At 43.2% G+C, this 13,585-nt stretch carries 15 protein-coding genes and 1 pseudogene; 8 read left to right on the top strand and 8 right to left on the bottom strand.

Translation table 11 applies throughout. The features are described from left to right. Positions 1 to 402: 402 nt before the first annotated feature. Positions 403 to 1,461: a magnesium-protoporphyrin IX monomethyl ester (oxidative) cyclase gene (gene acsF, locus MiAbW_RS14300; protein ID WP_151696650.1), complete on the bottom strand. Its 1,059-nt coding sequence runs from the start codon at positions 1,459 to 1,461 to the stop codon at positions 403 to 405. A 189-nt stretch (positions 1,462 to 1,650) separates the two neighbouring features. Between acsF and rpmF the strand changes: the two genes are divergently transcribed. After that, positions 1,651 to 1,833, top strand: a complete 183-nt coding sequence (gene rpmF, locus MiAbW_RS14295) for a 50S ribosomal protein L32 (RefSeq protein ID WP_002742494.1) — start codon at positions 1,651 to 1,653, stop codon at positions 1,831 to 1,833. A gap of 88 nt (positions 1,834 to 1,921) precedes the next feature. After that, a complete protein-coding gene (locus MiAbW_RS14290; protein WP_151696649.1) occupies positions 1,922 to 2,521 on the top strand; it encodes a sulfite oxidase-like oxidoreductase in 600 nt (199 codons plus the stop codon). 116 nt (positions 2,522 to 2,637) lie between these two features. Here MiAbW_RS14290 and MiAbW_RS20180 read toward each other — a convergent pair. From MiAbW_RS20180 to MiAbW_RS14275, 3 genes and pseudogenes are all read right to left on the bottom strand, one after another. Beyond that, positions 2,638 to 2,775: pseudogene (locus MiAbW_RS20180) on the bottom strand (tetratricopeptide repeat protein); the annotation flags it as partial. 250 nt (positions 2,776 to 3,025) lie between these two features. Continuing rightward, positions 3,026 to 3,277 carry a BolA family protein gene (locus tag MiAbW_RS14280; RefSeq protein ID WP_151696648.1) on the bottom strand — a complete coding sequence of 84 codons (252 nt, stop codon included), beginning with the start codon at positions 3,275 to 3,277 and terminating at the stop codon, positions 3,026 to 3,028. Between the two features lie 72 nt (positions 3,278 to 3,349). Beyond that, positions 3,350 to 3,946, bottom strand: coding sequence for a hypothetical protein (locus MiAbW_RS14275; RefSeq protein ID WP_151696647.1), 597 nt, complete (start codon positions 3,944 to 3,946; stop codon positions 3,350 to 3,352). Positions 3,947 to 4,228: 282 nt separating this feature from the next. Between MiAbW_RS14275 and MiAbW_RS14270 the strand changes: the two genes are divergently transcribed. Then, on the top strand, positions 4,229 to 4,798 hold the full coding sequence (locus tag MiAbW_RS14270) for a Uma2 family endonuclease (protein ID WP_151696646.1): 570 nt from the start codon (positions 4,229 to 4,231) through the stop codon (positions 4,796 to 4,798). A gap of 47 nt (positions 4,799 to 4,845) precedes the next feature. Here the strand turns inward: MiAbW_RS14270 and MiAbW_RS14265 are convergent, their stop codons facing one another. Both MiAbW_RS14265 and folD read right to left on the bottom strand, forming a co-directional pair. Next, the gene (locus MiAbW_RS14265) at positions 4,846 to 5,856 is read right to left on the bottom strand and encodes a hypothetical protein (protein ID WP_151696645.1); all 1,011 of its coding nucleotides are present in this window, start codon (positions 5,854 to 5,856) and stop codon (positions 4,846 to 4,848) included. 345 nt (positions 5,857 to 6,201) lie between these two features. Beyond that, complete coding sequence (gene folD, locus MiAbW_RS14260) at positions 6,202 to 7,059, bottom strand: bifunctional methylenetetrahydrofolate dehydrogenase/methenyltetrahydrofolate cyclohydrolase FolD (protein WP_151696644.1); 858 nt, start codon at positions 7,057 to 7,059, stop codon at positions 6,202 to 6,204. Positions 7,060 to 7,148: 89 nt separating this feature from the next. Here folD and MiAbW_RS14255 point away from each other — a divergent pair, with 89 nt between their 5' ends. From MiAbW_RS14255 to MiAbW_RS20175, 4 genes are all read left to right on the top strand, one after another. Then, positions 7,149 to 7,808, top strand: a complete 660-nt coding sequence (locus MiAbW_RS14255) for an OB-fold nucleic acid binding domain protein (RefSeq protein WP_151696643.1) — start codon at positions 7,149 to 7,151, stop codon at positions 7,806 to 7,808. 140 nt (positions 7,809 to 7,948) lie between these two features. Next, a complete protein-coding gene (locus MiAbW_RS14250) occupies positions 7,949 to 8,368 on the top strand; it encodes an NUDIX hydrolase (RefSeq protein ID WP_151696642.1) in 420 nt (139 codons plus the stop codon). 142 nt (positions 8,369 to 8,510) lie between these two features. After that, positions 8,511 to 9,836: a carboxyl-terminal processing protease CtpB gene (gene ctpB / locus MiAbW_RS14245; RefSeq protein ID WP_373996362.1), complete on the top strand. Its 1,326-nt coding sequence runs from the start codon at positions 8,511 to 8,513 to the stop codon at positions 9,834 to 9,836. A 42-nt stretch (positions 9,837 to 9,878) separates the two neighbouring features. Further along, positions 9,879 to 10,085 (top strand): hypothetical protein, encoded by a 207-nt coding sequence (locus tag MiAbW_RS20175; RefSeq protein WP_151696640.1) that lies wholly within the window; start codon positions 9,879 to 9,881, stop codon positions 10,083 to 10,085. Here the strand turns inward: MiAbW_RS20175 and recR are convergent. Together recR and MiAbW_RS14230 are read right to left on the bottom strand one after the other, a co-directional pair. Next, on the bottom strand, positions 10,080 to 10,670 hold the full coding sequence (gene recR / locus MiAbW_RS14235; protein ID WP_151696639.1) for a recombination mediator RecR: 591 nt from the start codon (positions 10,668 to 10,670) through the stop codon (positions 10,080 to 10,082). The genes MiAbW_RS20175 and recR overlap by 6 nt on opposite strands. Before the next feature lie 181 nt (positions 10,671 to 10,851). Beyond that, on the bottom strand, positions 10,852 to 11,385 hold the full coding sequence (locus MiAbW_RS14230; protein ID WP_004160799.1) for a DUF4330 domain-containing protein: 534 nt from the start codon (positions 11,383 to 11,385) through the stop codon (positions 10,852 to 10,854). 140 nt (positions 11,386 to 11,525) lie between these two features. On the opposite strand from MiAbW_RS14230, the gene speA reads away from it, so the two are divergent. Next, the gene (speA, locus tag MiAbW_RS14225) at positions 11,526 to 13,565 is read left to right on the top strand and encodes a biosynthetic arginine decarboxylase (RefSeq protein ID WP_151696638.1); all 2,040 of its coding nucleotides are present in this window, start codon (positions 11,526 to 11,528) and stop codon (positions 13,563 to 13,565) included. Positions 13,566 to 13,585 lie beyond the last annotated feature (20 nt).

The following is a 13,585-nucleotide window of genomic DNA, read 5'->3' as shown; positions in this document are numbered from 1 at the left end:
AGGCAAAAGGGAAGAAAAATCGGTGTACCTCACTAGCTTAGGAAACGCTATATCTTAATTATTAACGGTTTTCATGGTCTGAGACTTGAGGATTTTAGGGATTGCCGCTCAAATATCTGGTACTATCCAAGCAAGTACCTAAAACTAGAAAAGGGATGAAGCAGCAGTTTTTTCCCCTTCTTAAAATGTTACTGCGATAATTAAACTGGAGACTAATAGGCCAAAACCGCTAATCAAAGACCAAAAACGGGTATAAACCCGAATATTTTCGCCAGAGTCAGTTATTTGACTTCTCACGACGAAACCAACCGAGAATTTGTACTGATGTATTGTTTATTGCTTCTTAGGTTTTAGATTCGTCCCTTGTCAACTTAAAACCCAAATCTGATAACTGATAACTGATTAAAGTACCATTTCTCTGGTGGCTTCTGCATCTATGGGTTTAATCAGATACAATCGCAATAGATCCCCGACGATACCTAGCTGTAAGGGTAACTTACGGACTGTTTTTAGCCATTGAGGAGCGCTACTTTCATCGATCGCTTTTAATTGTAAATTACGTTCCGCACAACGGTTTAAACGGGGGAAAAATTGGGGATGGTCCACATTTAAAATGGTGGGAAAAGCGCGGGCGGAGGTATTATTAGTCTGACGAATTACCTCTTGATCAAAAGCGATCGCATCCATTCCCAAAGCATCATAAAAGTCTGAGCGCTCCCGTACAGTTAAACTATGGGTAGCAAAGACGGAAAGCAGGAAAAAACGACTCCATAATCTCGATCGCCAATTATTCCACAATTGCGGTTTAGCGCGCAGCAAGGTTTTAAAGATATCTCCGTGGCGATTTTCGTCCTGACACCAACTCTCGAAGTAATTAAAGAGAGGATTAAATTTATACTCTGGATGTTCTTCTAAATGACGATAAATGAGGATATAACGCCAATAACCGATTTTTTCGGAGAGATAGACCGTATATAACACCCATTCAAGGGGGAAAAAGGTGTAGGTACGGGTTTTAGTAATTTTGGCTAGATCGAGGGAAATATTAAAATCAGCCATGGCTTTATTGAGAAATCCTGCATGGCGCGCCTCATCTCTAGCCATAAGATGAAATATCTCCCCTAACAAGGGATTACGGCTTTTTAGTTGTCGTGACAGTTCCTTAAATAACAAAAAGCCAGAAAATTCGGAGATACAGGAGCGTTCTAGGTAATCTATAAAGGCATTTCTCGTTGTTTCATCGAGATTGTCTTGATAGTTCTCAAATTCTTGCTGACGTTCAAAGTGATGCCGGTTGTAATCGGTCCGCATCTCCTCTAACATGGCTTTGATTTCGGTTTCTTGCAAAGAAAGGTCAAAATTAGCGGCAGCCTCAAAATCGGTGGTATAAAAACGCGGGGTGAGGATAGTTTCGCGCAGAACAGCTTTTTTCTGGGAGGGAGGTTCGACGGTAGTTACCATGATGGAAATTACTTGACTACATAGCTATATAGGATTTTAAACATAAATAGGTAAGCCAATGATAAATATTAAGTTTTATCAATATTTTGGTTAGTAGTGAGCGAGGGAATCAGACAAGTGAGCGAGCCGATTAGGGAAATAGGGAGTAGAATAGAAAGGTTGTGAGTCTATAACTATCGTTAAAATACTATGGCTTGTCCCAAGAAGAAAACCTCAAATGCCAAGCGCGACCAACGGAGAGCGCACTGGAGAAAGCAAGCGGCTCGGGAAGCGCAAAAAGCCTTATCTTTGGGTAAATCTGTTCTTTCTGGTCGTTCTAACAGCTTTGTCTATCCCACTAAAGAGGAGGAAGAAGGGGAAGACGAGGAATAACTTGATGGTGGGGAGTGAGGTAGAGAAAACCTTTTCGCTCCCTAATATTTTAAGATTTGTTTAGGGTGTTCGTCGTGAGTCTCAAATAATGTTAGGCAAATTCTTTAAAAAACCAGAATCTCCCGATCAGGACAGAGTTCCTCCGGGCCAATATCTCGCTAGTGGTTTTCCTGTGCTTACCTACGGAGATACTCCCCAAATCAACACCGAGGAATGGTTATTCAAGGTTTGGGGAAAGGTGGGCACGACTAAAACTTTTAACTGGTCGGATTTTATGGCCCTACCGCAGTCGGAATTTACCAAGGATTTTCACTGTGTCACCCGTTGGTCAAAATTAGATGTGACTTGGACGGGAGTTAAGGTATCGGATTTTATCACCTTAATTGACCTGTTGCCGGAAGCTACCCACGTCATGCAACACTGTTACGGGGGTTATACCACTAACCTCACTCTAGAGGAATTCCTGCACGAGGATAATTTTTTCGCTTTTCAACTGTTTGGTCAACCTTTACCCCCCGACCACGGGGGGCCGCTGCGCTTAGTTGTCCCCCATCTCTACGCTTGGAAAAGTTCTAAATGGATTAATGGCCTAGAATTTCTCGATCGAGAGCAATTGGGTTTCTGGGAACTTAATGGCTACCATCGACGAGGTGATCCCTGGTTAGAGGAACGTTATGGCGGTTTTTAAGGATTTTTGGCTTAAAACTGGGTGAGATAAGCAATCAAGTCTGGTAATTGTTATCATTAAAACAAGCAAAAGTCAAGGGGTAAGCAACAAATTTTTACTCGATCGTGACCGTGTAATTACAATTGCCGAATTGCCTGATCGCAATTTTGAACATACCCGGCTAACCCCAATGCTTGAAATAATTTCCGCGCTTGAAGAATTGCTTCTTTCGCTTCCGATATATGTTTGAGTTCATAGTAGGTAAAACCCTGATTTTACCTAGATTTCGCTTCACCCCCCCGATCACCGATTTCGGCTCTCTTATTCTTTGTGTGATCAGTTTAACTTAGATAGGATCGATCAATCTTTGTGTCCTCTGTGTCTGGAGTGGTTCCTTCCACTCGGTCTCGCGTAGCGAGCGCGTTGCGACCGCCAGCAGGACTGTATCTTAGAATACATTTTACCCACCAAACCTAAGAGAGCCAAAAAATTAACTGACAACTGACAACTGATAATTAATAACTGTTATTTTTCTGCTGCCCAACTTTCGGGAGTGTAGGTTTTTAATGCCAAAGCATGGATGGCTTCGGTAGCCAGTGCCGATTGTAAAGCCCCATAAACCATTTGATGCTGTTTAACGCGGGTTTTGCCGGCAAATTCGCCAGAAATAACCACAGCTTCCAAATGATCGCCACCTCCCGTTAAATCCCGAACCATCACCTGTGCATCGGGGATTTGTTCTTGAATCATCGCTTCTACTTGGCGAAAGTCAACCATCGTAACTCCTCAAAACAATTTAAAGATACTCTGATCCCATTGTTACCGAAAGCTCGTCAATGGGGACAAAATTTACTGCCTTGGCGGGGGATTGCTAGGAGTTGCCGATGTGGGAGTCGGTGCGGAGATGGGTGTGCTGACAAATCCCATCTCGTAGAGTTGTTGATAGCTTTTTTGTCCTAATTCACTGGTGGGGTTTTGGGATTGAATCACCTGAATTAACAAAGGAACCGCCAATTCTGGCTGATTTTGCGCCCTATGGACTAAAGCAAGCTTATAGGTGGCTTCATCCCGCATTTGTCCCGTGTTTAAAGCACTTTGACGCTGAGAATCGAATACTTTCGGGTCAATTCCTGAGAAACTATTAGCTAATTGCAGATGATAGTTAGATAGTTGGTTAAAAATCCGGCGCGCTTGATTGAGTTTGTCCACAGCGACATCGTATTTAGCGGCATTAATAGCAGTGTTCGCTTCTTCCACTAAACGTTGTCCCCCCTGAAGACTCAGGACACTATCGGCTTGATTTAAGGGCTTTAATTCGTTAGGATCGCTGGCGGGATTGTTAGAGTCGGGGGTTTGTGCTTGTCCGTTAGGTGCGATCGCAATCACTAAACCGATCGCCAGACTGAACAGATAAATTAAACTATAAGGCTGTTTTCGCTTAACCATAAAATTTCTCGACTTAATGTTCCAGATGGGAACGGCTATTTTTTTTTACATCGACAACTGACCTATAGTAGCTTTTTTGGGGCAGTTTCGATCCGACCCCAGCTTTCTAGACGTTAGATTTAGCGGTTTTGTCGCTATGGCAAGCGCTGATTTTTCCCAAAAAATCAGTACAAGTCCCCAAAAAGTTAGTTTATTCCCCCCGATTAATGGTTTAAATACCGATAAGTCACCCCTTGGCAAGCTGTCCAGATAGAATAAAGAAAAAGCAGGAGTTTAGTTAAAATGTCTTTATCACTGATTACCCGTAAATTTACGGTGGAAGAATACGAAAAAATGGCAACCGAGGGAATAATCAAACCCGATGAAAAAGTGGAATTAATTCGAGGAGAAATCATCAAAATGTCACCGATGGGAACCCGTCATGCTTCCAGTGTAGATAGATTAATACAATTATTCTATCAAAAGTTAGGACAAAAAATTATTCTCAGGGTGCAAAATCCGATTAGATTAAATAATAATTCTCAACCAGAACCAGATTTAAGTTTACTAATACCTCGATCGGATTTTTATGTTGCTGCCCATCCTTGTCCTCAAGATATCTATTTAATTACTGAAGTTTCCGATTCTACCCTCGATTATGATCGCTATACTAAAATCCCTCTTTATGCAGAAGCAAATATTAAAGAGGTTTGGATTATAAATCTCAAGGAAGAATGTGTAGAAGTTTATCGCTATCCGCTGCAGGGTAGTTATCAGGATATTCAGAAATATTATCGAGGTGAAAGTATTTTTATTGAATCCTTTCCAGAAATAGAGTTAACTTTAATTGAAATACTCGGTAATATTTGTTAAATTAAATTCTAGAGCGTTTTTCTTTATTCCTGGCAGGCATCCTACTATTAGTTTTCTAAGAGATGGCGGTACTTTTCTTCGAGATTTTCCGTTGCTTTGGTTAATTTTCCCCTTTCGTCTAGGATGGGTAGTTTCATGATTTCCGATGAGGCTTTAATTAAAAGTAGTACCTCCCGAAACTTGGCCACATCTTCCTCTAAATGGGGATTAAAATTAGCTCCTGACTCCAGTTCATTTAAACTATTAATAGCTCTACTATTAAGACTATTAACGAGGTATTGTAACTCCTTAATTCTGCGCTGAACTTGTCCTAAAAAACCCTTACTTTTATCTAATTGAGCTATTTTATTATCCACTTCCTTGGCGTATTCGATAGCTTTACTTAGGGACTTTTTCCCTTCTCCTCCTAAGACAAAACCACCAATCATTAAAGCAGGTCCGACGGTAATACCTCCTAAAACCACTGTTCCCAAAGCCATACCACCACCACCGGCAGCTAAAGAACCACCTCCTAACCATGCTAGGGTAGCATTCCAAGCGGCTGCCCCACTAAGTCCACTAATTGCTGTTCCTGTACTAGCAGTACCGAAAAGACCAATTAATACTAGGGTTCCTTGACTGGCTGCCGAGGCGCCTCTCACTGCTTTTAAACCCCCTAAAGCCAAACTTTGCGCGTCTAACACTTCTGCTTTATATTCCTTGAATTGTTCGGCAGAAAATCCCTCAAACCCTTCTAAGAAGCGTTGATGGGATGGGGAAGAATTTTGACCAATTCTTTGACCAATTCTTTGATCAATTCTGCTAATAAACTTAACAAATCTGCCGATAGTGTTGATTTTGACATTAATTTGCAGTTGACCGTATTCTTCCGCGAATTTTTGGGTAGCTTGAAACTTTTTTTCTAGGGATTTATTGGCTTTTTTATATCTTTGTTCGGCACTTTTGCCAATTTTTTCCGCCTTTTGTAGCTTGGAGACACCATTAGCACCCGCACTAACACCAACGCCAGCAGTAACTAAGGCCGCCGCACCGAGAATAATCGGGATAATAAAGATCATGACCGAAAAGCTCCTAGTCTATTCAGTTTTGCAAAATTCTACCAACATAGTTAAAAAAAATCAAGTAGGTGCATCTCACATTTGCAGAAATACCGACAATCAGCAATTATCAGTGACGCTTAAATTATTACAGATGCGTCAGCGGCTGCCTGTAAGCATCCCACCGAAAAACTAATGCGCGGGGGGTTTGGGGGGTAGAACCCCCCAAAAGCTTGGATTGAGTAATAAAATCAAAAGTAAAGCCCAATTTTAAAAGAGAGTTTCCCCGTAAAAATCCCCACTTGCTAGATTGACAAAATTGTATCGGTAGAATCGCTGAATAGCTGATAGCTGGTAGCTGAGGATTTATAACTTGCGTTCGTAACTTAACAACGTATTTTTTAATAACATTGCCACCGTCATCGGACCGACACCCCCGGGGACAGGAGTAAGATAACTAGCTACTTCTAAAACCCCAGCATAGTCCACATCGCCCACCAAACGGTCAGCGACGCGATTAATCCCCACATCCACCACCACCGCACCTGGTTTTACCATATCTTTAGTGATTAAATTGGCTTTACCGACAGCAGGTACTAAAATATCGGCACTTCTGGTTATTTCTGCCAGATTTTCTGTGCGCGAGTGAGCAATAGTCACCGTAGCGTTTTCCTCCAATAACATTAAAGCTAAAGGTTTCCCCACTAGAATACTGCGACCCAGCACCACCGCGTGCTTACCAGCTATGGGAATATTATATTCTTTCAGCAGTGCCATGACCCCCGCAGGAGTACAACTGCGGATACAGTCCTCACCCCGCACTAAACCGCCTAAATTGAGAGGATGTAAGCCATCAGCATCTTTTTTCGGGTCAATTTGGTAGAGAAGGGAAACCGCATCTAAATGCTTAGGTAAGGGTAATTGAATTAAAATCCCGTCCACCCGCTCATCTTGATTAAGACGGACAATTTCCGCCAAAATTTCTGATTCACTTGTATCGGTGGGAAAATGACGACCAAAAGAGGCCATGCCGATTTTAGTACAAGCTTTCTCCTTATTGCGGACATAAACAGCACTAGCGGGATTATCCCCCACCATCAACACCGCTAACCCCGGAGGTCTTCCCATTGAAGATTTTAGCGTCTGGATGCGCTCTCCTAGACCAAGTTGGATTTTTTGAGCTAAGGCTTTCCCGTCGAGAATTTGGCAAGTAGTTACGGACATTCTATGATAATACCGAGAACAAAAATCTTTCGGATCCATTCTATGGTCAAAAAGATTGGCTAATAGCACTCGTTAAGGTTAAAGCAAGAATGTCTATTCAGACTCGTGTAGGGCGCATCGGCAGTCTATTATTATTGCTAGGGTTATTCGGTTGTAGTACCCTTGCTGACCTCGGTATTGCCGTTCCCTACATCGGTGATCCTCCCCTAACAGCGATCGAGCAATTACAGGAAAAACCAAAAGGCGCTTTAGTTTATCTTAGGGGAACTGTGAGCAATTATGCCCCTTTTTTAGCGGGAGGGGCCTATCTTTTGCGGGATGGTTCCGGCAAGATTTGGATTCGCACCAATAGCAATAAATTACCCCGTCAAGGCGAAGAAATCGTCATTAAGGGCAAAATTGACTTTGAGGCTATTCCCCAGGGTTCCCAAACCGTCAACGAAGTGTATGTGGTGGAATTAGAACAGATGGATGCAGTAGCGGTTAATTCGGTTCCCACTCCTTCCCCGTCCCCGGAAATTAAACCTTCCCCCACCTCAGAAGTTAAACCCCCAGAAAATAATTCTCCCCCAGTTTCAACTAAACCCCTGGAAAATCCCCGACAGGTGACAATTCCCAGCGCAACCGCAACAAAACCCCCAGAAACTCCCGTCCTTACCCCCGTTAAACCCCAACCCCCCGCAGTGGTTAAACCCATCCCAGATCCCCTCGATGCTTTCTTTTTACCCCATAAACAAAGGGAAAAATAACTAGGGGGTGGGTGTGGGAATTATGAATTATGAATTATGAAGTGGGGAGTGGGGAGTGGGAAGTGGGGAGAGAATAAAAATAATCTCCTGTCTCCTATCTCCTGTCTCCCGATAACCAATAACTAAAAAACTGATAACTGATGATATTTGTTGCTTTGGCGATTTTAGAACAGGACGGTCGCTTTTTAATGCAGTTGCGCGACGACATCCCGACGATTCTCTATCCGGGGGTGTGGGGTTTATTTGGTGGTCACTTAGAAGCGGGTGAAAGTCCAGAAATAGGGTTAAAACGAGAGTTAAAAGAAGAAATTAACTACGAAGTCCCTAGTTTACACTATTTTCGCTCTTATAACGATGATAATCTCTCCCGTTATCTTTATCATGTACCCCTGACCCTGGAATTAGAAAAATTAGTGCAAACGGAAGGGCAAGATTTAGCTTTATTACCCCCAGCTGCCATCCGTCAAGGGGAATACTATTCCCAGAAGATTAATCAGACTCGTTCTTTAGGAAAAATTCATCGCCAGATATTACTCGATTTTCTAGAAGTAGAATTATAGTGGATATTAGAGCCAGACAAGGAACTCCCTTATCTATACGGAAGTCGTAGTTAACACCGCTCCTCACCTCCCTCGAAGGCAAAATGCTCTCGCTTTTTGAATGGCTTTATTGAAACGTCAATCTTATTTTGGCCTTGTCTTTATGAACCAGTCGCGTCCCTCGTTCGTTTCCGTGCAGAAACTCCTATCTGGAGGTGCGATCGCTACTCTAGCAGTTAGTTCCCTGATGGTCCTCACTCCCGCAGCCAAAGGGGAAAAACCCTTAGAAGATAACCCGAAAGCAGTCATCGACCAGGTTTGGCAAATTGTTAACAATGAATTTGTAGATCGTAGTTTTCATCAAATTGATTGGCAAAAAAAACGTCAAGAATTGTTAAGCAGAAATTATACTAATTCCCAACAAGCTTACACAGCAATTCGCGAAGCTTTAAAGGAATTGGGTGATACTTATACCCGTTTTTTAACTCCTAGTGAATTTTCTGTCCTCACCAGTCAAACTTCCGGAGAATTATCGGGAATTGGGGTACGTTTAGCTCTCGATAAACGCACTAGCGATCTGGTCGTTGTCGATACGGTGAAAAAATCCCCCGCCAAGGAAGCGGGAGTGAAAAGCGGCGATCGCCTGATTAGAATTAACGGCAAACCCACCGCTTTAATGACATTAGAACAGGCAATGGAGGCACTACAGGGAGAAGTGGGTACTAGCGTTAGTTTACAGCTTGCCCGTCCTGATCAAGGGGTATTTGAAGTGACTTTGACCCGGGTAGATATCGAAATCCCGTCGGTTAGCTATACCCTTAAACAGGAAGGTGGGGTGAAAGTTGGTTATATTAAACTAGATGAATTTAGTTCCCACGCAGCCGAACAAATGAAACAGGCGATCGAGGAATTAAGTCAACAACAGGTATCTGGCTATGTTCTCGATCTGCGGGGCAACCCCGGCGGGTTACTATTTGCTAGTGTCGATATCGCTCGCATGTGGATGAAACAGGGCAAAATCGTTAGCACCATCGATCGACGGGGCGGAGATCGCCAATTTAGTGCCAATAACACCGCTATTACCGATTTACCCCTAGTAGTCTTGGTTAATAAAGGTTCAGCGAGTGCCAGCGAAATCCTCGCCGGGGCGCTGAAAGAAAATGGCCGGGCGACTTTAGTGGGTACATCGACCTATGGCAAGAGTACCGTCCAATCGGTACACACCCTCTCCGATGGTTCTGGTTTAGCGGTGACAATTGCCCGTTATTATCCCCCCAACGGCGAAAATATTTACAAAAAAGGCATTAAACCCGATGTGCAGATCGAGTTAACCCGGGAACAACAGCTGCGCTTCCGCGACGATCCTTCTTTGCTGGGAACTAAGGATGATCCCCAGTATCAACAGGCGATCTCACTCCTACAATCCCATAGTGTTAAACGTCCTCCCAATAACAATCTCAATAACCCTTTGAGTAGTCGGGCTGAATAATTGTCCTAGAAAATCTGGGGAAACAGCGACTGTTTCGGCGAAATGGCGATTATAGAACAGCCTTTAAAGCATTTAAAAGCGATTGCTCTTGCTCCCGTGCAGTTGCTCGTGATTCCCCCCCAAAGATTTCTGCATCTACAAATTCTGCGACTAACCATAATACGCATTATAAAACTGTATCGCCGGCTACAAATGCTCGATTATTCGCCAAAAAGTAACCTGATCAAAACCCCACATCCTGCTCTATAATTCCCGACGACCTTCTAAAGCTCTCGCTAAGGTTACTTCATCAGCGTATTCTAGATCGCCGCCCATGGGCAACCCGAAAGCGATACGGGTAACTTTAGTGAAGGGTTTTAGTAAACCCGCGATATACAAAGTCGTGGTTTCCCCCTCGACACTGGGACTGACAGCCAAGATAACTTCCTGAATTTTTTTCTGGCTGACTCTGGTGACTAAAGACTGTATATTTAATTGATCTGGTCCAATCCCATCCATAGGTGAGATAACACCCCCTAAAACATGATATTTGCCCGAATATTCCCTTGTTTTCTCCAAAGCAATCACATCTCTGGAGTCAGCTACCACACAGATAGTCCCCGTTTCTCGGTTGGGATTGCGGCAAATTTCACAAATCGGTTCGGCCGAAAGATGAAAACAAACCTGACATAATCCTACTTGTTTTTTGGCTGCTACGATCGCTTGGGCCAATTCGATCGCATCTTGTTCTGGTCGTTTGAGAATATACAGGGCCAGACGTTGGGCGCTTTTTGGTCCGACTCCGGGTAATTTTTGTAACTGCTCGATCAAACGAGCTAAAGGCGGTGTATAAATAGCAGTTAATCCTCTTATCAGTTATCAGTTATCAGTTATCAGTTATCAGTGGGTAAGTTATCAGTTATCAGATTTGAGTTTTCAAGTGAGCAGTGTTATTAAATAGAAGTTTCCTACTGTCTTTTCACTGTTTACTGTTTACTGCTCACTGTTCACTGATTACTGAATCACTGATCACTGTTTAAGACCTTTTTGGTAAACGGACATCGATAACACTGGTGTTGAAATTATAGTTATCTCCTTCTAACTCGATTAAAGTGCCAATTTTCACCTTTTGACCGCCCACAACCGCACCAGTATCGGTAACTTCCGCTTGACCACTGAGAGTCATAATCATATCTTGAGAATAGTTTTCCGTGCGGGGATCGGGTAGGACTTTCACACTACCATCCGGCTGCGGAACTAAGACATTTCTGGATAAAGCTTTAACATTTTTTATATCCACTTGACCGGCCGGTTGATTACGAATAACAATATTAGTTTTCTTCTCGGTATTGAATTGATTAATCAAAGCATTGGGATTGAGAACACTTAAACCCCGGACAATAACATCCACTTCTATGGGTTCTTTGGTAACTTGAGCGATCGTACTTTTACCACTTGTCCCTGGTACAACAAAAATACCGATAATTGTCAATAAAATTACTAAGGCCGCTCCGATATCAAGCAAGCTAAATTTACCGAATAAACGTCCTTTTGAGTCTAATAACTGCATAGCCTTGAATTTATATAGATGACTATTCCTAGAGATCGAACCTAGGGAGTAAATTCTATCATGATCGGAATCTTGGTCGCAGACAGGAAGTCTGACTTAAGATAGAAGATCGGAGTCTCACACGGAGCGATCGATAGACAATGGCAGGTAAAACTCAACTTAAGAAACAAGAAAAGCAATTATCTCCAGTCGATCTGACCCCTTCTGACGGTAACAACCTCGAAAAAGTTGCCCCCGTCAAACACTGGTCGATCGAAGATAGCGAAAATCTCTATCGCATCCAAGGCTGGGGAGAACCCTATTTCTCGATCAATGCCGCAGGAAATATTACCGTCTCGCCCCAAGGAGAAAGGGGCGGTTCTTTGGACTTATACGAGTTAGTTTCGGCGATTAAGCGGCGGAATATCGGTTTACCCCTGTTAATTCGGTTTAGTGACATCCTCGAGGATCGGATCGAGCGCCTGAATGCCTGTTTTAGCCGAGCGATCGCCCGTTATAATTATCCCAATGTCTATCGCGGTGTCTATCCGATCAAGTGCAATCAACACCGTCACATCGTCGAGTCTTTAGTGCGTTTTGGTAAACCCTATCAATTTGGGCTGGAGGCTGGTTCAAAACCTGAGCTAATGATTGCTTTAGCTACCCTAGAACCTGCCTTAAACGGCAAAAATGACAAAACACAACCACTGCTAATTTGTAACGGCTATAAGGACAAAGAATACCTGGAAACTGCCCTATTGACCACTCGTCTCGGTCATCGGCCTTTGATTGTCATCGAACAATTGGAAGAATTATATTTAACCCTGCGCGTCAGTCGTCAGTTAGGAATTGCCCCTCATTTGGGAGTGCGCGCGAAACTGGGGACAAAAGGGGTGGGCCGTTGGGGATGTTCCACGGGAGACCGGGCAAAATTCGGTTTAACCGTTCCGGAAATCCTAACGGTGGTGACGGAATTAGAACAAGCGGGGATGTTAGATTGTCTGCAACTGCTGCACTATCATATCGGGTCGCAAATCTCCGCTATTAGCGTCATTAAGGATGCCATTCGCGAAGCTAGTCAGATTTATGTGGAATTAACAAAATTAGGGGCAAATATGACCTATCTCGATGTGGGAGGTGGTTTAGGGGTCGATTACGATGGCTCAAAAACTAACTTCTACGCCTCGAAAAACTACAATATGCAGAATTATGCTAATGATATCGTGGCTGAGGTCAAAGAAGCTTGTGAAGATGCCCAGATTTCACCCCCAATTCTCATCAGTGAAAGTGGCCGGGCGATCGCTTCTCATCAATCGGTGTTAGTCTTTGATATCTTGGGAAGTAGTGAGGTTCCCCAAAATCCCCCCGATCCCTGCAATGGGAAAGAACATCTTATCCTCCGTAATCTCTGGGAAACCTACACGGGTATCGATGAGCGCAATTATCAGGAAGCTTATCACGATGCGGGACAGTTCAAAGAGGAGGCGATTAGTCTGTTTAATTTCGGTTATCTCAGTCTCAAAGAACGAGCTAGAGCCGAACAATTGTACTGGGCTTGTTGTCACAAAATTCTGCAAGTGGCCCGACAACAGGATTATGTTCCCGATGACTTGGAAGACTTAGAGCAAATTATGGCCTCAATTTATTATGCCAATCTCTCGGTTTTTCAGTCAGTTCCCGATAGTTGGGCGATCGATCAACTATTTCCAATTATGCCGATCCATCGTCTCGATCGAGAACCTACCCAAAGAGGAATTCTCGCCGATTTAACCTGTGATAGTGATGGGAAAATTGCCCAGTTTATCGATTTGCGCGGGGACGTAAAATCTGTTTTAGAATTGCATCCGTTGGAGTACAAAAACGGTAAACATTCTCCAGAACCCTATTATCTAGGAATGTTTCTGGTGGGTGCTTATCAAGAGATTATGGGCAATTTACATAATCTTTTTGGCGATACTAACGTGGTACATATTCAGATGAGTCCCAAGGGATACGATATCGAGTATCTAGTCAAAGGGGATACGATCACGGAAGTATTAGGTTATGTACAATATTCTGCGGAAGACCTGTTAGAAAGAATTCGTCTTCGTTGTGAACAAGCTTTGCAGGAAAATCGCATGACTGTAGAAGAATCCCAATTACTACTACAGGATTATGAACGCAGTTTGCGACGTTATACCTATCTAGTGGGTGGGGATTGATGATTGCTCTTGCCGATTGA

Origin of the sequence: Microcystis aeruginosa NIES-4325 (assembly GCF_008974145.1) — a bacterium.
Lineage (GTDB): Bacteria > Cyanobacteriota > Cyanobacteriia > Cyanobacteriales > Microcystaceae > Microcystis > Microcystis aeruginosa_G.
The sequence above is the reverse complement of the archived record's forward strand: the minus strand, read 5'-3'. Positions and strand labels throughout refer to the sequence as shown.